We start from the raw sequence: 21,599 nt of genomic DNA on the forward strand, positions 1-21,599 counted from the left end.
TCTACACGTTTCAGAACACTCTTTCCCTACACGACGCTCTTCCGATCTATGGGGGGGCAGCGCAAGGCAGGGCGTTGGGATGTTGCGGTTCCGTATTGCGGAGCGTGGCCCCCAAGTAAAAAGTTTGGGAGGTAGGGGGTCCGGGGGAAGGAACCTTTTTCAAAAGGTTCCTTCCCCCGGTTATTCTTCAATGGTTTTGCCTGTTATGCGTTGCCCCGCACCCGCTCGGCGGCGGCCACGAGGTGGGCGAGGCTGGCGCGGGTTTCGGGCCAGTCGCGGGTTTTCAGGCCGCAGTCGGGGTTGGCCCACAGCCGGTCCAGGGGCAGGACGCGTGCGGCGGCGCGGAGCAGGTGTTCCATTTCGTCGACGGAGGGCACGCGCGGGCTGTGGATGTCGTACACGCCGGGGCCGACCTCGTTGGGGTAGGCGTGGGTGGCGAAGACGTCCAGCAGTTCCATGCGGCTGCGGCTGGCTTCCAGGCTGATCACGTCGGCGTCCAGTGCGGCCACGTGGTCGATGATGTCGTGGAAGTCGCAGTAGCACATGTGGGTATGGATCTGGGTGGCGTCCTGCACACCGGAGGACGCCAGGCGGAACGCGCCCACGGCGGCGTCCAGGTAGGTGGCGTGGGCGGCGCGGCGCAGGGGCAGCCCTTCGCGCAGGGCGGGCTCGTCGATCTGGATGACGCCGATGCCCGCAGCCTCGAGGTCGGCCACCTCGTCGCGGATGGCCAGGGCCAGCTGGCGGAACACGGCGGCGCGGGGCACGTCGTCGCGCACGAAGCTCCAGCAGGCGATGGTCACCGGGCCGGTGAGCATGCCCTTGACCGGCTTGGGGGTAAGCGACGCCGCGTGGGTGATCCAGCGCACGGTCATGGGGCCGGGGCGCGAGACGTCGCCGTAGAGCAGGGGCGGCTTGACGCAGCGGGTGCCGTAGCTCTGCACCCAGCCATTGGCGGTGATGCAGAACCCGCGCAACTGCTCGCCGAAGTATTCCACCATGTCGTTGCGCTCCGGCTCGCCGTGCACCAGCACGTCCAGGCCCAGGGCTTCCTGCTCGCGGATGGCGGTGGCGATGGCCTCGCGCATGGCGGCGTCGTACTGGTCTTCGGTGATCTGGCCGGTGCGCAGCTTGCGGCGTTGCGCGCGGATGTCGGCGGTCTGGGGGAACGAGCCGATGGTGGTGGTGGGCAGCACGGGCAGGCGCAACGCGGCGCGCTGGGCGGCGATGCGGCCGGGGTAGGGCGTGGCGCGCCAGCCCATTTCCGGGGTGACGTCGCCCACGCGCGCGGCCACGGCCGGGTCATGGATGGCGGGGCTGGCGGCGCGGGAGGCCAGCGCGGCCCGGTTGCGGGCCAGGGCGGCGGCGGTTTCCGGCGCGTCGGCGCGGCCGTTCAGGTCGCACATGTCGGCCACCAGACGCACCTCGGCGCATTTCTGCGTGGCAAAGGCCAGCCACTGCGCCACTTCCGGGTCCAGCCCGGTTTCCGCGTCAAGATCCACGGGGCTGTGCAGCAGCGAGCAGGAAGGGGCCACCCATACCCGGTCCGGGCCAAGGGCGGCCACGGCGGCGCGCACCGGCGCGGCGGCCTTGTCCGCGTCAACGCGCCACACGTTGCGGCCGTTGACCACCCCCAGGGAAAGCGCAATGCCGGATTGCGGCAGAGAGGAGTCAGGGGCGTTCCGGGGGGCGCGGGTCAGGATGTCCAGCGCGGGGTCGAGGTCTTCCGGCCCGCGCACCAGGTCCAGGTGCAGCACGTCAACAGGGAGGGAGAGAGCCACGGGCAGGTTGTCGCCCACCGGCGCGAAGTAGGTGGCCAGCACCAGGGTGGCCTCGGGCGCGGCCACGCGCAGCCGGGCGTAGGCGGGCACGAAGCGCGAGCGGATGTCCTCCGGCAGATCCAGCGACAGGATGGGCTCGTCCAGTTGGATCAGCGGGCAGCGGGCGGCCAGGTCGCGCAGCAGCGCGCCGTAGGCGTCGAGCAGGGCGGGCAGCAGCGACCAGCGGGTGCCGCCGTCCACGCGTTTGGACAGCCACAGGAAGGTCATGGGGCCGGGCAGCACCGCCTTGGGGGTGAAGCCCGCGCCCAGCGCCTCGTCGATCTGCGCCAGCAGGGGGGCGGCGTCGGGCGCGAAGGCGGTGTCCGCGTCCAGTTCCGGGACCAGATAGTGGTAGTTGGTGTCGAACCATTTGGTCATTTCCAGCGGGGCCACAGGGTTGTCGCCGCCCTGGCCGCGCGCCATGCGGAACATCAGGTCGATGTCGCGGGGCGCGTCCCCGTCGCGAAAGCGCGGGGGCGCCACGCCCAGCAGCAGGGCGGCGTCCAGGATGTGGTCGTACAGGGCGAAGTCGCCCACGGGCACCACGTCGATGCCCGCCTCGCGCTGGATGGTCCAGTTGCGCAGGCGGATGGCGCGCGCGGCGTCCTCCAGTTGCTGCCGCGTGGCGGCGCCTTTCCAGTAGTCCTCGACGGCTTTCTTCAGTTCGCGGTTGCCGCCGATGCGCGGAAAACCAAGGGTGTGGGTACGCATTGCCACCTCCGGAATGCGTGAAGACAGGTGATTCCAGTTCGCGAGCGCCACCGCGATACGGTGGCGCATGCCGGGGTCCGGTTCGCGCGGCCTTGGGCTGTGTGCGGAGGGGACGTCTTCCGACTGACGGGCGGTGGGTGAGAGGTTCCGAAGCCGCGCGAGCGCCCCTGGCGAGGGTGCCGCGCGGTGCGGGACCGTGGCCCGCGCCCTTCCCGTTGCGCCGTGGTCCGGTTGCCCCTCCGCCCGTGCGGGCGAAGGGGAAGCCGGGATGGCGGTGACGGTGGGCGCGGACGGCATGCCCGAACACGGCAGCGCGCCTGTACCGGATTCGCACCGGTTTCCGTTTCCCTTCCACGTCCGAGCATGCAGCGTGCTGCCGTGCCCGGGGATGATAACCAGCAATGAATCAGGAAATACGGATATAGTGATGGAGTGTCAAGGGTGGGGATGAAAATTCCGTGCGGGTGGCAGCTTCCCCCGCCACGACGCAAACGGCCCGCCGCACCGGGTGGTGCGACGGGCCGCGAAAGGGCAGGAGAGCGGCGTGCAGGTTACTTGCGGAACATGGCTCCGGTGGCCGCGCTGGTCACTTGGCGGGCGTAGCGGCGCAGCAGGGGCGAGGTTACCGGCTTTTCCAGGGGCACGAAGTTCTCGCGCCGGGCGGCCAGTTCCGCCTCGTCCACCAGCAGGTCCAGCTTGCGGGCCGGAATGTCGATGCGAATGTGGTCGCCTTCCTTGACCAGCCCGATGTTGCCGCCGTCGGCCGCTTCGGGCGAGACGTGGCCGATGGCCGCGCCGCGCGTGCCGCCGCTGAAGCGGCCGTCGGTGATCAGGGCCACGTCCGCCCCCAGGCCCATGCCCGCGATGGCCGCCGTGGGCGAAAGCATCTCGCGCATGCCGGGGCCGCCGCGCGGGCCTTCGTAGCGGATGACGATGGCGTCGCCCTTGTTGATCTTGCCGCCCAGGATGGCGGCGTGGGCCTCGCCCTCGGAATCGAAGACGCGGGCCACGGCCTCGCGCACCATCATTTCCGGCGCCACGGCCGACTGCTTGACCACCGCGCCCTGCGGAGCCAGCGAGCCCTTGAGGATGGCGATGCCGCCCTGCACCGAATACGGAGCGTCAACGGAACGTATTACGTCATGGTTGAGCACGCGGGCGTTCAGGTCGGCCAGGTTTTCGGCCAGGGTCTTGCCGGTGACGGTCATGACCGAGGTGTCCACCAGCCCCTTCTTGCCCAGTTCCGCCATCACCGCCGGGATGCCGCCCGCCGCGTGCAGGTCCTGGATGTGGTGGTGTCCGGCGGGCGAGAGCTTGCACAGGTTGGGGGTCTTGCGGCTGACCTCGTCGAAGATGTCCAGGGTCAGGTCCAGCCCGGCCTCGCCGAACACGGCGGGCAGATGCAGCACCGTGTTGGTGGAGCCGCCAAGGGCCATGTCCACGGCCACGGCGTTGGCCACCGCGTGCGGGGTGACGATGGAGCGCGGGGTGATGTTTTTTTCCAGCAGTTCCATCACCTTCATGCCCGCGTGCTTGGCAAGGCGCACCCGCGCCGCCGTCACCGCCGGGATGGTGCCGTTGCCCGGCAGCGCAAGGCCCATGGTCTCGGCCATGCAGTTCATGGTGTTGGCCGTGAACATGCCCGCGCACGAACCGCAGCCGGGGCAGGCGGTTTCGGTCATCTCGTCCAGTTCGGCCATGGTCATGTCCCCGCGCTGCACGCGGCCCACGGCCTCGAACACGCTGATCAGGTCGGTGCGGCCCGCAAGGGTGCCGCCCGCCAGCATGGGGCCGCCGCTGACCATGATGGACGGAATGTCCATCCGCAGCATTGCCATGAGCATGCCCGGCACCGACTTGTCACAGTTGGGGATGAACACCAGCGCGTCGAACGGATGCGCCGTGGCCATGATTTCGATGGAATCGGCGATGATCTCGCGCGACGGCAGCGAAAAGTGCATGCCCTCGTGGTTCATGGCCAGGCCGTCACAGACCGCGATGGCCGGAAACTCCATGGGTGTGCCGCCCGCCGCGCGTACCCCGGCCTTCACCGCCTCGGCAATGGTGTGCAGGTGCACGTGGCCCGGCACCACCTCGTTGGCCGCGTTCACCACGCCCACCAGGGGCCGCTCGATCTCCTCGCGCGTCAGCCCCAAGGCATGCAGCAGCGAACGGTGCGGGGCCTTTTCCAATCCATGGGTCATCTTCTTGCTGCGCATTGTCTGCGTCCTCATTGTATGCGTCGTTGGGCAGGTGGATACGCGGGGGAGAGGAGGGACGCTTTTGGAAAAGCGTCCCTCCTCTCCCCCGCACCCCCTCTCCTCCCCGCAAAACTTTTTGATTGGGGGGGATGGCGGCGCGAAGTGGTGTGGCGTCCGCCGTCAGCCTGCGGGGGTATGGCCGCGTGGCTGGGTCGCCCCAAGGGAAATGCCTCGGGGAGAGGGGGGCTGGGGAGCGGGGGCATCGGCTTGCGGCGGCAATCGGAAGGCGCATGGCGCGTCCGTCTGGCAGGCAGCAGGGCCGGGGTCCCGGTCACCCGTGGAAATTTCTACCCCTACCGGCTGCGGACGGCAATCCAGCTACCCAGGATGCCCATGAGCACGGGCACTGCCAGCAGCAGGACGGCCTGTTCCGGCGGGGGCAGGCGCAGTTCCAGCAGCAGGGGCGGCACGTTGAGCGCGGTGCGGAAGCGCCAGTGCATCAGGAGCAGCAGCAGGCAGGCCAGCCCGCCGCCCAGCAGCCCCTGCAACGCGCCCGCCACCACCAGGGGCAGGCGGATGTACCAGTTGCGCGCGCCCACCAGTTGCAGGATTTCGATTTCCTCCCGGCGGGTGGACAGGGTGAGCCGCACGGTGTTGCCCACCACCAGCGCCAGCACCACGCCCAGAAAGCCCACGGTGGGCCAGATCACGAAGCGGCTGGCCGAACGCCATGCCTTGCCCAGTTCGTCGCGCAGGGGCGATGCGGCCACGCGCTCCACGCCGGACAGGGCCTTGAGGTAGGCCAGGGTGTCGGCGGCCCATTTTTCCGGCTCGGCCTCGCGCGGGGCAAAGGTCAGCAGGGCCGTGGGCGGCAAGGGGCTTTTGCCGGACAGGAAGCCGATGTCGGGTCCGCCGGCGGCGCCGGTCTCGCCCATGCGGCGGGCCAGGGCGTCCAGCGCTTCATCGGGGCTGTAGGTTTCCAGGCTGGCCAGCCAGGGCAGGTGGCGCAGTTCTTCCCACTGGCCGCGCACGTGGGCCATGTCCGTGCCGGGCCGCCAGTACACCTGGTACACCGTTTCCCCGCGCGACGCGCTGAGTTCCGCGTCCACCGTGGCCAGGGCCATCAGGAACAGCCCGGACAGAAAGACCACCAGGGTCACCGCCGCCATGGACAGCAACTGCGCCCACGGGTGCAGGAACAGATCGGCCACGCCACGGCCCAGCAAACGGAAGAAGGTGCGCATCACAGCGACAGCCTTCCGCCGCGACGTCCGCCGGGGGCGCTGCCCGTGCCGCCGTCGTCCGAATGCCCGGAACCGCCCGGAACGCCCGGCGCGTCCAGCCCGCAGGGGTCCATGCCGCCCCGCCCATCGCTGCCATCACCCAGATGCAGGCCGCCGTCGGCGCAGCGGAACACCTCGCCGCCCGGCCAGTTGGCGTGGGTGATCATGCCGTCCTCCAGCCGCAGCAGGCGCGCGTCCGAATGGCGGCGGATCAGTTCCGGGCTGTGCGTGGCCAGCACCACGGTGGTGCCGTAGGCGTGGAACTGCATGAAGATGTCCATGAGCCGCAGCGACAGTTCCGGGTCCAGGTTGCCGGTGGGCTCGTCGGCCAGCAGCACCTGCGGGTTGACCACGATGGACCGGGCCACGGCCACCCGCTGCTGCTCGCCGCCGGAGAGTTCGCCGCATGGCGTGTCCAGCCGGTTTTCCAGCCCCAGCGCGCGCACCACGGCGCGCACGCGCCGCCCGACGTGCTGGGGCGCAAGGCCGCGCACTTCCAGCGGCAGGGCCACGTTGGCGTACACGCTGCGCTCCGGCAGGATCTTGAAGTCCTGGAACACCACGCTCACCTGCCGCCGCAGCATTGGCACCGTGCGGCCGGAAAGACGCGCCAAGTCGAAGCCCGCCACGGAAACCGCGCCGCGCTGCACCGGCAGGGCTCCGTGCAGCAGGCGCAGCAACGTGGTCTTGCCCGCGCCCGACGGCCCGGAAAGAAACAGGAATTCGCCCTTCTCCAGCGAAAAGGACACGTTCTTCAGCGCCCAGTGGGCGCCGAAGGAATGGGACAGGTGGCTGACCTTGAGCATGCTGGCCGCATCAAAGCAAAGCCCGCGCGACATTGCAAGGGGGCAATGGGCAAGGGGCAATGCGGGGGGCGTGACCGGATGAAAAATATGGGAGAGCCCAAATGAAAAGTTTTGGGGGATGGGGGTCCGGGGGAAGGGGACCTTTTTCAAAAGGTCCCTTCCCCCGGTTATTCTTACCTGATTTTTCCTACCCGCATTTCGTGAACCCGCAGCCGGGGCAGATGTAGCAGCCTTCCTGGAACACCAGTTCCTCGCCGCAGTCGGGGCAGCGCTGCTTGTCCAGGTCGTTGACCGGTCCGTGGGGGGGCAGTTCGCCCTTGAGGTAGCGGTTTTCCAGCACCCACGAGATGGCGTCGGGGATGGACAGCAAGAGGCCCTTCTTCTGGAACACCGGGTGTTCGCCGCCGATGCCCTTGAGCTGTTGCACGATATCGCGCACTTCCACGCCGGAGCGCAGGGCCAGCGACACCAGGCGGCCGATGGCCTCCGCCTTGGCGGTGATGGACCGGCCGGACTTGCCGATGGTGGCGAACACCTCGAAGGGCTTGCCGTCGGCCTCGTTGACGGTGAGGTACATGGCCCCCAGGCCCGTGGGCACCTTCTGGGTGAACCCGTAGACCACGTCCGGGCGCTGGCGCACGGCGCTCTTGTGGTCGTCGTCCTTGCCGTCGTCCTTCTTTTCGCCTTCGCCGGTGCACAGCACCTGCACGGACTTGCAGCCGTCGCGGTACACGGTGACGCCCTTGCAGCCCTGCTCGTAGGCCATCCAGTAGATGGCCCGGATGTCGTCGATGCCGGCCGAATTGGGCAGGTTCACGGTCTTGGACACGGCGTTGTCGGTGTACTTCTGGAAGGCGGCCTGCATGCGCAGGTGCCACACCGGGGCGATGTCCATGGCGGTCACGTACACCCGGCGCAGGTCTTCGGGCAGGTGGTCCATGGCCTGGATGGAGCCCTTTTCGGCCACGGCCTCCATCAGCTTCTTGCTGTGGCTGCCGGTGGCCACCAGGGCCGCCTCGAAGTGGGGGTTGACCTCCACCAGGCGTTCGCCGTCCATGACGTTGCGCGAGAAGCACAACGCGAACAACGGCTCGATGCCCGACGAGCACCCGGCGATGATGGACAGGGTGCCGGTGGGCGCGATGGTGGTCACCGTGGCGTTGCGGTAGGGGCCCATGTCGCGCCCGGCAAAGGTCGATTCCTCGTAGGCCGGGAAGGGACCGCGCTCCTTGGCCAGCACCTTGGAGGCGGCGCGGCCTTCGTCCTGCACGAACTGCATCACCCGCTCGCCCAGGCCGATGGCCTCCTGGCTGTCGTAGGGAATGCCCAACTGGAACAGCAGGTCGGCCCAGCCCATGACGCCGAGGCCGATCTTGCGGTTGCGGTGCACGGTCTCGGTGATGCGCTCCAGCGGAAAGCGCGAGGCGTCGATGACGTTGTCCAGGAAGCGCACGCCAAGGTGGATGACCCGCTTCAGTTCCGCCCAGTCGATGGCCTTGTCCGGCGAGGGATGCGGCAGGCCGCCTTCCCTGGCTGTGGCGGTGCCGGGCACGAAGAACGCGGCCAGGTTGATGGACCCCAGGTTGCACGCCTCGTAGGGCAGCAGCGGCTGTTCGCCGCAGGGGTTGGTGGACTCGATCTCGCCCTGCTTCGGGGTGGGGTTGTCGCGGTTGATGCGGTCCAGGAACACGATGCCCGGATCGCCGCTTTCCCAGGCCTTCTGCACCAGCATCTCGAAGACCTTGCGGGCCTTCAGGCGTTCGCGCACCTGGCCGGTGTGCGGGGCCACGAGGTCGTATTCCTCGTCGGCCTCCACGGCCTTCATGAAGGCTTCGGTCAGGCCCACGGACAGGTTGAAGTTGTTGAATTCGCCGTCGCGCTCCTTGGCGCGGATGAACTCGATGATGTCCGGGTGGTCGATGCGCAGGATGCCCATGTTGGCCCCGCGCCGGGTGCCGCCCTGCTTGATCTGCTCGGTGGCGGTGTTGAAGATGCGCAGGAAGGACACCGGGCCGGAGGCCACCCCGCCGGTGGAGCCCACGCGGGCTTCCTTGGGCCGCAGGCGCGAGAAGGAAAAGCCCGTGCCGCCGCCGGACTTGTGGATCATGGCGGCGTGCTTCACGGCGTCGAAGATTTCCTCGATGGAGTCGCCCACGGGCAGCACGAAGCAGGCCGAAAGCTGGCCCAGGTCGGTGCCCGCGTTCATCAGGGTGGGCGAGTTGGGCAGGAACTTCCAGCCGGTCATCAGGTCGTAGAATTCACGGGCCAGCGCGTCCGCCTTGTAGGGCGACTTCCTGTACTTGCCCTCTTCCGCCGCGATGGCCCCGGCGATGCGCCAGAACAGCGAGCGGGCTTCCTCGAAGGGCTGTCCGTCCGGGCCCTTGCGGTAGTATCGCTTGGCCAGCACGACCTTGGCGTTGGGGTTCAGGGCCACGTCGGGCAGGTCATCGGGCATGGACGGCGGGATCGGCAGGGGTGGGTTCGCTGGCGCTGTCATGTGGCTGTTTTCCGGTAATATTTTTGTAATATGTTGAATTTGAATGGAAAAAATTTCCGTGGATGCAGTTGTGACCAGACCGCAGTGTAACCCGCCGGAACGGGAAAATCCAGAGTCTAGAATTTTTCCACAGTCAGTGCGCGGGGGCGGCAAGGTGGCGCGGACACAGGGCGGACGCATGATGCGACGATCTGACGTCATTTCGTAATACGGCATAATGCGCCGGAATAACGGGTGGAAAAAAAGATGTGCGAAATCGGCAGGTGGGGAAAACGGCGGAGTTGGCCGGGGGGGGGGGGCGCAAGCCTGCCTAGTCTGCGGGCTTTGGCAGGCGCCGCTTCAGGCGCATGGCGTCCACCATGGACTCGTCCAAGGGGTGGGCGAGCAGGTCTTTGAGGAAATGCACGTCGTGGTCCACCAGCAGATAGCCCTCGTTGGGGCGCAGGCGGATGCGCTGCACCGGGTCGGTGGGTTCGTCCAGCGGGCCCATGGTGTCGAACGGCACGTCCCTGACCAGGGGCCTGCCGTCCTCCAGCACGGTGAGACGGATGGAGGCGCATTCCCCGCACATGCCGTTGCCGTTCACGTTGCCCACGGCACCCTTGATGCGCACCTGGTAGGTCTTGCCTCCGATGTGGCATTCCTTGGCAAGTTCGTGCAGGTCGACGACGAAATCGTCCTTGTCGCGCTCGATCAGAAAGTCCACCAGCGCGAAGCCGTACCGGTCGAACAGGGCGCGCATGTCATCGCCGGTGAGCGCCGCGTATACGTCGCCGCCGTTGAGGCCGCCCGCCTCCACGTCGATGAGGCCCAGTTCCGGCGCGCACACGTAGCGGAACACGTTGTTTACGGCGTCGGCCCTGGCGGCGGGGGCAAGTCCGGGGGCGGCCAGGCACAGGGCGCACAGCAGCAAGGCGGGCAGCCGGAACCGCAGGCGCTGGAAATGAGTGGGGCGGAGCATGCCGGGCATGTGAACCTCGCGGGGGGGGGGGATGTGGATGGAACGCCGTCCGGTAGTTCGCATTGGAAGGTGCAGGCGTGCCGTGCCCCTGCGCGGCCGCATCCGGCGGCTACACCTGCTCGCGCACGCGCTGCCGCCGGTCGGCGATGACCCGGCCCAGCCAGTCGCGCAATTGGTCCAGGTCCTGCTGGTGGATCTTTTCCGAGGAATCCAGCAGCAGGCGCAGGGTTGCCACATCCTTGCGGATGGCGCCCACCTCTCCTTCGGCGGTGCGGGCGAGGTCGGCCAGAAGGTCCAGGGCCGACTGCCGGGCGGCCAGGGTGGACAGGGCGGCGGCGATGGTGTCCAGCGCGCGGGTCTGGTGCTCGATGAGCGCGTACAGCGCCTGGCCCGGTTCCAGGCTCCCGGCGGGCACCGGCGGGACGGCGGGTGCGCCTTCGGCCACGGGCAGCGGCCGTACCGGCTGGGGGGGCGTTGCGGTGGGGCTTGTTGCGGAAACTCCGTCCGCAGCCCCGGCCCGGACGGGTGCGGGCTGCACGGCGGCATTGCGGGGAAAGCGCCGGGCCAGGATGGCCTCCACCGCGCTGGCGGTGCGGGCGGTGTGCATGGCCTCGATGATGGCCTCGATGATGGTCAGGGTACCCGTACGGTAGCGGCGGCGGCGGCCGTCGCCCACGGTGGGCATGAATGCCGCGAAGCGCTTGCAGTAGTAGCGCGCGGTGGATTCCGGCAGGGAAAGGCGGCGGGCGATGTCGGCTATGGTCAGCAGGTCGTCGGCGGGGGCCTGCGTCATCTGTGCGGTATCGCGCGGTGCGGTGTCCGGCATGGTGTGCTCCCGTGGCGTTGTGGCGGATGCGCTGCCCGACGGCATGCGCATTGCCTGTTGCTCTGGGGCCGTGTGCATCATGTCTTCTATACGCAATGCGAACCAAGCGCAACAAAACGGGGGGACGGATGAGGAAAATGGCGTGTTTCCTTGCGTTGCGGGGCGTGAAACGATTGACAAGAAAACGCGGTCACTGCATAGGGTGGGACATGCTGACCGTGGTTTGGTTACGGGGGGAAATCCGCATAGCGCAAGGAGGACATCCTGATGTTGACCAAGGCTGAATTTGTTGCCGCCCTCAAAGAGGCGCTGCCCGACGTGTTCGTGACCAAGGTGAGCGCCGAGAAGGCCTATGACGCGTTCTGCCGCGTGCTCTCCGATGGCGTTGCCAACGGCGCCGGCGTGCGTCTGCCCGGCGTGGGCGCGTTCTCGGTCACCGAGCGGGCCGCCCGCACGGGCCGGAACCCCCAGACCGGTCAGAGCATTTCCATTCCGGCCCGCAAGGCCGTGAAGTTCATGGCCGCCAAGACCCTGGTCGAAGGCCTGAACAAGTAGCATTCGCAGCTTATCGCGTCCGGACGCGAACGGCCGCATCCTTCGGGGTGCGGCCGTTTCTGTTTCGGGGCGTCGTGCCGGGGAGGCGGAGGATCTTCCGGAGGGCGGGGGCGGGAACGGGCTGCCCGCGCTCAGGGCTGGGCGGCGGCGGTCTGCTCCGCCGGGTGCAGGATGCGCCGCGCGGAGATGAAGGCGCGTTGCCAGTAGAGCACGGTCAGGCTTTCCTCGCGCACGATGCCGCCGGGCTTGGGGCTGTGCACGAACTGTCCGCCCCCGGTGTAGATGGCCGTGTGCAGGCCCAGCGGGCCGGACCCGGTGCGGAACACGATGATGTCGGCCGGGCGCAGCTCGCCGCCGGGCGGCACCGGGTTGCCGCAGGCGGCCTGCTCCTCGCTGGTGCGGGGCAGGTCCACCCCGTGCTGGCGGAAGGTCCACCACACGAAGCCCGAGCAGTCGAAGCCCTCTGCCGGGGTGCGCCCGCCGCTGCGGTAGGGCACGCCCAGGGCGGAGCGGGCGGTGCGCACCAGGGCCTGCGACGGCGCGGACGGGGTCTGCTGGCGGACCACGGATTCCTGCGGGGCGTCGATGATGATCTGCTGCTTGCCCGCGCAGCCCGCAAGTGCCACAACGGACAGCAGCAGGACGGCCAGCGCGGTTCGCCGTATCATGGCTTGGGCGGCGGCATGGGCGAGGCCGGAACGGCGGGCGCAATGCGCCGCGCCGCGCGTTCCGGTGCGTTGCGGAACGGCGGGGGCTGGGGCGGTGGGGTGCGCGCGCCGGTTCATGCCGACGGAGTGTGCGGTGCGCATGGCCGCCCTGTAGCACGAAATCCTGAAAATGCCCATGCATGCGGAGGGGTGATGGCCGACGGAAACCGGGAAGGCGCAGCGGGCCGCGACACGGTCTTTCCCCTGCTGGACCTGCTGCCGTTGGTGGAGGCGGCGGGCGCGGTCATCCTGGACTGGTGCGGCGGGGCCGTCCCGCACATCCGCCGCAAGGCCGACGATTCTCCGGTCACCGAGGCGGATGACGCCTCGCAGGCGGTGCTGGCCGAAGGGCTGGCCCGGCTGCGGCCGGACCTGCCCGTGCTGTCCGAGGAGGGGCGCATCCCCCCGCATGCCGAGCGCGCGGGCTGGCCGCGCTTCCTGCTGGTGGACCCGCTGGACGGCACGCGCGGCTTCCTGAACGGCGAGGGCGACTTCGCGGTGTGCGTGGCCCTGGTGGAGCGGGGACGCCCCACGGCGGGCATCCTGCATTTTCCGGCGCTGGGGGTGACCTGGTACGGCGGGCGGGGGTACGGCGCGTGGCGGGTGGAACACGGACCCGCGCCGGAACCGGTGCGCGCCGCGCGCACGTTTCCGCGCCGCGCCACGGTGATGCAGGGCCGGGTGCGCCGCACTCCCCGGCTGGACGCCTACTTGGCCGCGCACCCGGACATCCGCTCGGCGGCCTTTCCCGGCCGGTCCGGCGCGCCCGCGCCCGCGCCCGTGCCCATGCCCCCCGACCCGGCGGCGCAGGACAGGCTGCGGGCCGGGCTGTTCCCGCACCGGCGCATGCAGGCGGGCGGGCCGCTGAAGTTCTGTCTGGTGGCGGAAGGGGTGGCGCACGTCTTTCCGTGCATGCACCCCACCTGGGAATGGGACACCGCGCCGGGCCAGGCGCTGCTGGAAGGGGCGGGCGGCGTGGTCACCCTGCTGGACGGCACGCCGCTGGCCTACAACAAGCCCGATTTGCGCAACGGTTTCATTCTGGCTGTGGGGCCTTCCGGCGGGGCGGGGGGGCCGGATGGCGCGCGGGACGCTCCGGCCTGACCGGGAAACATGTCGGGGCGGACGTGGGTTGCGGTTTCCGCCGTGCGGCGTTGCGGTTGCCCGGCGCGGTCAGCGTTCCGCCCACAGGGCCCGCCCGCCCTTCACGCGCAGCCGGGCCAGCGGCAGGCCGCGCCAGTGGAGCAGGGCGGTGACGGCGTTGCGCGGGGCGTCGATGCTGCGGCCGGTGAGCAGCCCGGCGATGTCCGCCGGGTCGTCCATGTGCAGCATGGCGATGTCGCCGTCAACGTAACGTTCCGCATTGGCGGGGCAGGACGCCAGGGGGAGGGGCATCAGGGCGCGCAGCCGGGGCGAGGGGCGGATGCCGTCCTTGCCCCATTTGCCCAGCGGGTAGCCGCGCCACCGCAATGCGGCGGGCAGCCGTTCCAGCGCGGGCCGGGGCAGGAAGTAGGCGGTGTCGCCGAAGGGGGCCACCACGCCGTCAGGCAGCAGGGCCGGATCCAGCCCGGCGTCGGGCCAGGCCGAGGGGGGCAGGGTGTCGGCGCGCACCCGCTCCGTGTCGGGCAGGGGCGGACAGGGGGCAAGGGGACCGGCGTCGCCATCCTGTCCCTTGGGGCCGGGCTTGCGCAGGCAGGCGATGAAGAAGCCCTGCGCGCCCGAGCGTTCCGGGTCCACCCGCAGGGTGCCGTCGCAGCCGGGCAGTTCCGGCTCGGCGAACACGAAGCCTGGCGGCGGGGCCAGCGGCACGATTTCCAGCCCCAGTTCGTCGCGAGCGTGCAGCACCTGGGCCTCGTTCTCGTGCACGTTGGTGGTGCAGGTGGAAAACACCACCCGGCCGCCGGGGGCCAGCAGGCGCGCGGCCTCTGCCAGCAGCAGCCGCTGGATGCCGATGAGCGGCTTGACCTTGTCGCCCTGCCACAGCCTGAGCACCGAGGGGTTGCGCTCCACCGTGCCCCAGCCGGAGCACGGCGGGTCCAACTGGATGCGCGTCCACGAACCGTCGGGCAGGGGCAGCGCTTCGCCGGGGTGCGAACAGGTCACCGCGTTGAGCAGGTTCAGGGTGAACAGGTTCTGGCGCAGGGTGGCCAGACGGGTGTGGTTGGGCTCGTTGCCCACCACCAGCCCGTGCGGCCCCGCCAACTGGGCCAGGAACCCGGTCTTGCTGCCGGGGCTCGCGCACATGTCCAGCACGGCGGCCCCGGCCTCCGGGGCCAGCGCCAGCGGCGGCAGCATGGACGAGCGGTCCTGGATGTAGATCAGCCCGAAGAATGCGGCCAGGCTGCCGCCCAGGGGGCGCGGTTCCCCGGTGAGGCGGCGGCACCACGGAGAGAACGGCTCCGGGTCGAAGGCGTAGCCCTGCGCGCGGAGCAGGTCCTCGACCAGGGGCACCTGCGCGGGCGGGCACACGATGCGGAAGGAGCGGGCGGCGGGTGCGGTCATGCGGCGTGGGGTAAAGATGTTGGAGGGCGGCGACTGGGCGACGACTGGGCGGCAACACCCCGGCAATACGCTGGCAACATTGCCGTGCCAAGGTGGCTCCGGCGCCCGGCCCGGCCCGGGCCGTACGGCACAGCGCCGCTCCTACCTTATGGTTGCTTCGGCCATCAAGAGATATTATGAGAGCGTTCAGCGCCAAGGCAATCCCCCTTCCCCTTCCGGGATGCGCGCGGGGATGCGCCCTTGAACCAAGGAGAACCTGATGCAACTGCTCATGCGCTCGGCGGCGCTCGTGCTTGCCCTGCTGCTTTCCGCCGCCACCGCCATGGCCGCCCCGGCCCCCAAGAGCTTCGCCGTGCTGCCGTTCAAGGTCAACGGCCCCGCCGGCTACAAGTATCTCGAGCGGGCCATCCCCGAGATGCTCACCTCGCGCCTGTACTGGAAGGACAACTTCCATCCCGTTTCCAAGGAAGCCTCCGCCAAGGTCACCCCCCCGGAAAGCGAAACCCAGGCCAGGGCCGCCCAGGCTTCGCTGGGCGCCGACTATGCCGTGTGGGGCAGCGTGACCGTGGTGGGCGAGGATTGCAGCCTGGACGTGCGCGTGCGCGACCGCGACGGCAAGGAATGGCCCAAGTCCGCCAACGCCAAGGTGGCCGGGCTCATCCCCGCCCTGAAGGGCGTGGCCGACTCCATCAACGCCGAAGTGTTCAAGCGCCCCGGCGAGGGCGGCCCCGCCGCCGCCGCGCCCAAGGCGGTCAACCAGATGAACCCCGAGCTGGTGCACAACGAGACGCAGCCCCAGCAGGTGTACCTGAACCCGCAGTTCCGCTACGCGGGCGCCCCCGAGGGCGACAGCCGCATCCGCAGCCAGGCGCTGAACTATTCGGCCATCGGCATGGTGGTGGACGATCTTGACGGCGACGGCAAGAACGAAATCCTCATGCTGGACGACCACGTGGTCTACGCCTACCGCTGGGACAACGGCCGCCTGATCCCCATGGGCGAATACCGCTCGCCGGGCATGGCGGAATGCCTGAACATCCGCACCATCGACTGGAACCGCGACGGCGTGAAGGAAATCGTCGTCAGCGCCTACAACAACGACGGCGAGCCGGAATCGTTCATCCTCAACTGGAGGAACGGCCAGTTCACCGAAGTCATGCGCCGGGTGCGCTTCTACCTGAACGTGGAAAAATTGCCCCCGGACTACATTCCCACGCTCATCGGCCAGCGCGGCGACAACCCCCGCCTGTTCAAGCCCGGCGTGTACGAAATGCTCAAGACCGGCGACCAGCTGGTCATGGGCAAGCGTCTGGACCTGCCCGAAGGCGCCAACGTGTTCAACTTCACCTACCTGCCCGGCGGGAAGGGCGAAGGCGACAAGTGCGTCATCCTGACCGAGAACGAACGGCTGCGCGTGCACACCGACCGCGGCGCCCGCCTGTCCGAGACCGACGAGAACTATTCCGGTTCGTCCAAGGGCATTCCCGAGGAACCCTCCATGCCCGGCCTCGGCAAGGACCGCGTGCAGCTGAAGAACATCTACTTCGTGCCGCTGCGCATGTACGCCGTGAACCTGGACCGCGACGAACACTGGGAACTGCTGGTCAACCGGCCCATCTCCACCGCCGCGCAGTTCTTCGAGCGCTACCGCTTCTTCCCGCAGGGCGAAATCCACGCCCTGTACTGGGACGGCGTGGGCCTGAACCTGCAATGGAAGACCCGCCGCATCAAGGGCTCCGTGGCCGACTTCACCGTGGGCGACTTCAACAACGACGGCGTGACCGACATCGTGCTGTGCGTGAACACCCACCCCGGCGCCCTGGGCCTGGAAAGCCGCAAGACCATGCTGCTGGCCTATCCCCTCGACCTGTCCAAGGCCGACCCCAGCACGGCCCCGGACAAGACCGAGAACGAACAGCAGTAGCCCTTGCGGGCACGGCCCTGCCCCGGCGGGGGCCTTGCGCGATCACCACGCCCGGCGGGATGCCATGCACCCGCCGGGCGTTCGCGTAGGGTGGCCGGAACTGGCCCGACGGCCCGGCCCGGCGGCGCAACCTTCAACCCACGGAACCGCGACCCATGGCCGAACCGCTCGTGGTCACCGCCGCAGAGGCGGGGCAGAAGCTGGTGCAGTACCTGCAACGGCGCTGCGGCGCGCCCCAGTCGGCTATCCAGCGCTGGGTGCGCACCGGGCAGGTGCGCATCAACGGGGGGCGCTGCAAGCCCTTCGACCGGGTGGCCGAAGGCGACGTGGTGCGGGTGCCGCCCTTTGCCCTGGCGGAGGGGAATGGGGGAGCAGCCGCAGCGCCGGACCGTGAGCCGGGCCGCTCGTCCGGTGATGTGCCCGGAAAGGCCGTGCCGCCCCTGCCCGTAGTTCCTCCCCTTCCTCTCCCTCCCCCCCTTCTCATTGTCGGCCGCGCCGAAGGGCTGCTGGTGCTGCTGAAGCCCGCTGGCCTTGCGGTGCAGCCGGGCACCGGGCACGACGACTGCGTCACCGCCCGGCTGGCCGCGCACCATGCCGGGGCGGACTTTCTGCCCACGCCCGCCCACCGGCTGGACCGCGACACCTCGGGCCTGCTGCTGGTGGCCACCAGCTACGCCCGGCTGCGCGCCCTGTCCGACGCCTTTGCCGCGCGCGAGGGGTTGGTGAAGGAATACCTGGCCTGGGTGGCCGGGTACTGGCCCCATGAGGGGGCGCAAACCCTGCGCGACCGGCTGGAGAAGCAGGGCGCGCCCGGTCGCGAGAAGGTGCGCCGGGTGGCCCCGGCAGGAGCGGCGGGACCGGCGGAATTGGCGGAATTGGGCCGCGACGCCGCCTGCACCGTCACCCCGTTGCGGCGCGGCGATGCGGCCTCGCTGCTGCTGGTGCGCCTGCATACCGGGCGCACCCACCAGATCCGGGTGCAACTGGCCGGGCGCGGCCATCCTGTCATGGGTGACCGCAAGTACGGCGGCCCCGCCTGCGACAACGGCATGTTGCTGCACGCCGTGCGCCTGGCCCTGCCCGGCGGTGAACGGTTCACGGCCCTGCCGGACTGGACCGGCCCCTGGAAGGTGGACGAGGCGGACCTGCCGTAGCCCACCCCCGCCCCCGCCGGATTTCCGGAAACTGCACCTGTACCCCCGTCCGTTTTCCGGTACAATGATCGGCATGTCACGCGGGCCGGCATGGCCGGCCATCGCCGGTCGCATGTCCGGTGGACTCTGCGCCGGGCCGCGTCCGGTGGCGCACAAAGTACGGGAGGATACCGAAATGATACCGGAAACGATGTTCGAAGTGCTGAAGAACGAAGGGGTTGTGGCCATCGCCACCCAGGGCGAGGACGGGCCGCATCTCGTCAACACCTGGAACAGTTACCTGAAGGTGCTGGACGGCGCCCGCATCGTCGTGCCCGTGGGCGGCATGCGCAAGACCGAGGCCAATGTCTCCCGCGACGCCCGGGTACTGATGACCCTGGGCAGCCGCAAGGTGGCGGGCCGCAATGGCCCGGGAACGGGCTTCCTGATCCGGGGCACGGCGGCCTTTCGTACCGATGGTCCGGAATTCGAGGCCATCGCCCGGTTCAAGTGGGCCCGCGCGGCCTTGGTGATCACCGTGGCGTCGGTGGAGCAGACCCTGTAGGTTCGGGCGCTCCCCGGCAACCGCTCCGGGGTGCAGTCACGAACAGGGGCGGCCCGCCTTGCGTGCGGACCGCCCCTGCGTGGCGTCGTCGTGTGGCGCGGCCCTGTGGCCGCGCGCTACTTGGCGGCCTCGATGAGCGCCAGACAGCGCTTGGCCAGGGCCGTGACCTCGGGCTTGGAAATCTGGTCGTCCGCGCCCACCGATTCGCCCTTGTGGCGCAGCTTGTCGGTGATCAGCGACGAGAACAGCACCACCGGCAGATTCTTCAGCGCCGGGTCCTCCTTGACCTGCTTGCACAGGTTGTGGCCGTCCATGCTGGGCATCTCGATGTCCGAAACCAGCACCTGCACGTAGTCGGTGACGGGGCGCGCGTCCTGCTCCGCCTTGCGCTTGATTTCGACCAGCCGTTCCCACGCCTCTCGGCCGTTGTTCACGGCCTCCACCTCGAAGTTGGCCTTCTGCATCAGGTCCTTCAGCATTTCGCGGATCAGGCCCGAGTCGTCGGCGATGAGGGCGCGGTAGCGGGTGTTGGCCGACCAGTCCACGGCCTCGTCCAGGCGCAGGCCGAGCTGCGGGTTCAGGTCGGCCACGATCTTCTCCAGGTCCAGGATGAAGATGATCCGCCCTTCCAGCTTGACCACGCCGGTGATGGAATTGTTGGACAGCGCCGCCACGTAGCGGTTGGGCGGCTCCACCTCTTCCCAGCTGATGCGGTGGATGCGGTTGACGCCGGACACCATGAACGCCGTGGTCACGTTGTTGAATTCGGTGACGATGACCTTGGGCGGTTCGCTTTCCGCGCGCTGCTTGCCCAGCCATTGGCTGAGGTCCACCAGCGGGATGATGTGCGAGCGCAGGTTGAACGCCCCCAGCACCGAGGGGTGCTGCACCTCGGGCAGTCCCGTGACCTTGGGCATGCGGATGATTTCCAGCACCTTGGCCACGTTGACCCCGTAATAGCCCCGGTAATTGGGGGTGGCGGGGTCGGTGGAGCTTTCCTCGAGGTGGAATTCCACGATCTCGAGTTCGTTGGTCCCGGCTTCGAGCAGGATGTTGGTCTGGGACATGGTCCCCCCCTTGTACGGTGCGTCTCGTGATGCGGTGCGTTTCTCGTGATGCGGCGCGCCGATGGAAACGTATCTACAAAGATTCCAGGAATCGCTGCACCGCGTCAATAAGACTTTTCGGCGTGGAGGCCCCGGCCGTTAGCCCGATGACCGATTTTTTCCGCAATTCGTCCACAGGCAGCTGATCCACCGTCTCCACGTGCACGGTGAACACCCCCTGGGCGCGGGCCACGTCGGCCAGACGCCGGGTGTTGCCGCTGTCGAAGCCGCCCACCACCACCATGGCCTCCACCCGGCGGGCGATGTCCACGGCCTCCTGCTGGCGCTTGCGCGTGGCGTCGCAGATGGTCTGCAACACGGGAATCTCGTGGCCCAGGCGCTGGCGCAGCCAGGCCACCACGTCCTCGAAGGCCGCGCGGTCCTGGGTGGTCTGGGCGGCCAGGAAGTAGGCCACGCCGTCGCGCAGGGGCAGCCCCTTCAGTTCGTCCAGCGAGCCGAAGACCATGGCCCCCTCACCGGCGTAGGACAAAAGGCCGCGCACCTCGGGGTGGTCGGCCTCGCCGAACAGCAGCAGGGCGCCGCCCCGGCCGCGCTCCTCGGCAATGCCCAACTGGGCGCGCTTGACCTTGGGACAGGTGGCGTCCACCACCGAAGCGCCGGTGGCCTTCAGGGCCGCCTCCTCGGCCACGGGGATGCCGTGGGCGCGGATGACCACCCGCTGGCCGGGCGCCACCTGCGCGGTGTCGCGCAGGCAGCGCACCCCGCGCCCCTCGTAGTGGGCCATGACCTGCGGGTTGTGGATGATGGGACCCAGCGTGGCGATGGGCGCATTGCTTTCGGTCACCTCGCGGTCCAGCTTGCGCAGGGCCAGGCTGACCCCCATGCAGAAGCCCGCCGTGCGGGCGCGGATGATCTTCATGGCCGGGCCTCTCCGTGGGGATCGGTTGTGGCCGCTCCGGCGCTGCCGCCGTCTTCGGCGAACGCCTGCGGGGTGAGGTGGGTTTCCAGCAGTTCTTCCAGCAGGTCCCGGTCCAGGCACGAGGCCAGCCGGTTGCGCAGCGCCCGCACGCCGGGAATGTGGCGCACGTAGCGCGGCACGAAGGTGCGCATCTTGAGCAGGGCGGTGCGCTCGCCGGAATGGGCCAGGGCCAGTTCCAGGTGGCGGCGGATGAGCGCCTTCAGCCGGTCCGCGTCGGGCGGCGGGGGCTGGCCCCCGGCCAGCAGCACGCGGTATTCGTCGAAGACGGCGGGGTTGTTCATGGCCCCGCGCGCGAACATCACCGTGGCCACGCCGGTCTCGCGCACGCAGCGCACCGCGTCGGCCGCCGTGAACAGGTCGCCGCTGGCGACGACCGGGATGGACAGCGCGGCCGCAAGCTCGCGCAGGGCGCTCCGGCGCGCCTCGCCCGCAAAGCCCTGCCGCGCGAAGCGGGGGTGCAGGGTGATCCAGCCCGCGCCCGCGTCCTGCAACCGCAGGGCCATCTCGCGCCAGGTCTCCTCGCCCGCCTGCCAGCCGAGGCGCATCTTGAAGCCCACCCGGCCTTCCCCGGCCACCTCGACCATGGCCCGGGCCACGGCCAGGGCGTTGTCCATGTCGCGCGACATGGCCGAGCCGCAGCCCGTCTTGACCACCTTGGGCACCGAGCATCCCATGTTCAGGTCGAACCAGCGGAAGCCCTGTTCCATGAGCCCCGGCATGACCCGGCGCATGATCTCCGCGTCGGCCCCGAACAGTTGCAGGATGAGGGGGGCATCCTGTTGCGTGGTGGCCAGCAGGTCGCGCGTGCCGGGGCTGTGGTACAGCAATCCCTTGGCGCTGACCATTTCGGTGCAGCAGGCGGCCGCGCCGTGCTCGCGGCACAGCAGGCGGAAGGGCAGGTCGGAATACCCGGCCAGGGGGGCCAGCCACGGGGCGTCGGGCCGCAGGGGCGGCGCGGCGGCGAGATGGGAGGCGGCGGAGGCGTTGTCGGTCATGCGTCGTGCGGGTCGGGGTGGACGGTTTGGGGTGAACGGGAACGGAGAGGGTCTTGTACGCCTCCGG

16 protein-coding genes and 1 pseudogene are annotated in these 21,599 nt (G+C 69.4%); 5 read left to right on the top strand and 12 right to left on the bottom strand.

The window, feature by feature from the left end:
- Positions 1-203 precede the first annotated feature (203 nt).
- The 7 genes and pseudogenes from metE to ACR4XJ_RS05795 all read right to left on the bottom strand — a co-directional run bounded on the left by metE (position 204) and on the right by ACR4XJ_RS05795 (position 11,105).
- Positions 204-2,531 carry a 5-methyltetrahydropteroyltriglutamate--homocysteine S-methyltransferase gene (metE, locus tag ACR4XJ_RS05765; RefSeq protein WP_434754321.1) on the bottom strand — a complete coding sequence of 776 codons (2,328 nt, stop codon included), beginning with the start codon at positions 2,529-2,531 and terminating at the stop codon, positions 204-206.
- A 551-nt stretch (positions 2,532-3,082) separates the two neighbouring features.
- The gene (ilvD, locus tag ACR4XJ_RS05770; RefSeq protein ID WP_434754322.1) at positions 3,083-4,750 is read right to left on the bottom strand and encodes a dihydroxy-acid dehydratase; all 1,668 of its coding nucleotides are present in this window, start codon (positions 4,748-4,750) and stop codon (positions 3,083-3,085) included.
- Between the two features lie 335 nt (positions 4,751-5,085).
- Positions 5,086-5,976 carry a cell division protein FtsX gene (locus ACR4XJ_RS05775; RefSeq protein WP_434754755.1) on the bottom strand — a complete coding sequence of 297 codons (891 nt, stop codon included), beginning with the start codon at positions 5,974-5,976 and terminating at the stop codon, positions 5,086-5,088.
- Between the two features lie 155 nt (positions 5,977-6,131).
- A pseudogene (gene ftsE, locus ACR4XJ_RS05780) lies at positions 6,132-6,821 on the bottom strand (cell division ATP-binding protein FtsE); the annotation flags it as partial.
- 187 nt (positions 6,822-7,008) lie between these two features.
- A complete protein-coding gene (locus ACR4XJ_RS05785) occupies positions 7,009-9,276 on the bottom strand; it encodes a vitamin B12-dependent ribonucleotide reductase (RefSeq protein ID WP_434754323.1) in 2,268 nt (755 codons plus the stop codon).
- 352 nt (positions 9,277-9,628) lie between these two features.
- Positions 9,629-10,288, bottom strand: a complete 660-nt coding sequence (locus tag ACR4XJ_RS05790) for a hypothetical protein (protein ID WP_434754324.1) — start codon at positions 10,286-10,288, stop codon at positions 9,629-9,631.
- A 100-nt stretch (positions 10,289-10,388) separates the two neighbouring features.
- On the bottom strand, positions 10,389-11,105 hold the full coding sequence (locus ACR4XJ_RS05795) for a MerR family transcriptional regulator (protein WP_434754325.1): 717 nt from the start codon (positions 11,103-11,105) through the stop codon (positions 10,389-10,391).
- A 267-nt stretch (positions 11,106-11,372) separates the two neighbouring features.
- Here ACR4XJ_RS05795 and ACR4XJ_RS05800 point away from each other — a divergent pair, with 267 nt between their 5' ends.
- Positions 11,373-11,660: an HU family DNA-binding protein gene (locus tag ACR4XJ_RS05800; protein ID WP_007525258.1), complete on the top strand. Its 288-nt coding sequence runs from the start codon at positions 11,373-11,375 to the stop codon at positions 11,658-11,660.
- Between the two features lie 131 nt (positions 11,661-11,791).
- Here the strand turns inward: ACR4XJ_RS05800 and ACR4XJ_RS05805 are convergent, their stop codons facing one another.
- On the bottom strand, positions 11,792-12,328 hold the full coding sequence (locus tag ACR4XJ_RS05805) for a C40 family peptidase (protein ID WP_434754326.1): 537 nt from the start codon (positions 12,326-12,328) through the stop codon (positions 11,792-11,794).
- 192 nt (positions 12,329-12,520) lie between these two features.
- On the opposite strand from ACR4XJ_RS05805, the gene ACR4XJ_RS05810 reads away from it, so the two are divergent.
- On the top strand, positions 12,521-13,471 hold the full coding sequence (locus tag ACR4XJ_RS05810) for a 3'(2'),5'-bisphosphate nucleotidase CysQ family protein (RefSeq protein ID WP_434754327.1): 951 nt from the start codon (positions 12,521-12,523) through the stop codon (positions 13,469-13,471).
- A 69-nt stretch (positions 13,472-13,540) separates the two neighbouring features.
- Here ACR4XJ_RS05810 and ACR4XJ_RS05815 read toward each other — a convergent pair whose 3' ends face one another.
- Complete coding sequence (locus ACR4XJ_RS05815) at positions 13,541-14,869, bottom strand: RsmB/NOP family class I SAM-dependent RNA methyltransferase (RefSeq protein WP_434754328.1); 1,329 nt, start codon at positions 14,867-14,869, stop codon at positions 13,541-13,543.
- Between the two features lie 259 nt (positions 14,870-15,128).
- On the opposite strand from ACR4XJ_RS05815, the gene ACR4XJ_RS05820 reads away from it, so the two are divergent.
- From ACR4XJ_RS05820 to ACR4XJ_RS05830, 3 genes are all read left to right on the top strand, one after another.
- Positions 15,129-16,793 carry an FG-GAP-like repeat-containing protein gene (locus tag ACR4XJ_RS05820; RefSeq protein WP_434754329.1) on the top strand — a complete coding sequence of 555 codons (1,665 nt, stop codon included), beginning with the start codon at positions 15,129-15,131 and terminating at the stop codon, positions 16,791-16,793.
- A 155-nt stretch (positions 16,794-16,948) separates the two neighbouring features.
- Entirely contained in the window at positions 16,949-17,947 is a 999-nt protein-coding gene (locus tag ACR4XJ_RS05825) for an RluA family pseudouridine synthase (RefSeq protein WP_434754330.1), read from the top strand.
- Between the two features lie 175 nt (positions 17,948-18,122).
- On the top strand, positions 18,123-18,491 hold the full coding sequence (locus ACR4XJ_RS05830) for a pyridoxamine 5'-phosphate oxidase family protein (protein WP_434754331.1): 369 nt from the start codon (positions 18,123-18,125) through the stop codon (positions 18,489-18,491).
- A gap of 116 nt (positions 18,492-18,607) precedes the next feature.
- Here ACR4XJ_RS05830 and ACR4XJ_RS05835 read toward each other — a convergent pair whose 3' ends face one another.
- The 3 genes from ACR4XJ_RS05835 to ACR4XJ_RS05845 all read right to left on the bottom strand — a co-directional run bounded on the left by ACR4XJ_RS05835 (position 18,608) and on the right by ACR4XJ_RS05845 (position 21,532).
- On the bottom strand, positions 18,608-19,558 hold the full coding sequence (locus tag ACR4XJ_RS05835; protein ID WP_434754332.1) for a chemotaxis protein: 951 nt from the start codon (positions 19,556-19,558) through the stop codon (positions 18,608-18,610).
- A 73-nt stretch (positions 19,559-19,631) separates the two neighbouring features.
- Positions 19,632-20,477 (bottom strand): 4-hydroxy-3-methylbut-2-enyl diphosphate reductase, encoded by an 846-nt coding sequence (gene ispH, locus ACR4XJ_RS05840; protein ID WP_434754333.1) that lies wholly within the window; start codon positions 20,475-20,477, stop codon positions 19,632-19,634.
- Positions 20,474-21,532 carry a tRNA dihydrouridine synthase gene (locus tag ACR4XJ_RS05845; RefSeq protein ID WP_434754334.1) on the bottom strand — a complete coding sequence of 353 codons (1,059 nt, stop codon included), beginning with the start codon at positions 21,530-21,532 and terminating at the stop codon, positions 20,474-20,476. The genes ispH and ACR4XJ_RS05845 overlap by 4 nt, the downstream gene beginning before the upstream one ends.
- Between the last annotated feature and the right edge of the window lie 67 nt (positions 21,533-21,599).

The organism is Nitratidesulfovibrio sp. D1 (assembly GCF_051133415.1).
Classification (GTDB): Bacteria; Desulfobacterota; Desulfovibrionia; order Desulfovibrionales; family Desulfovibrionaceae; genus Cupidesulfovibrio.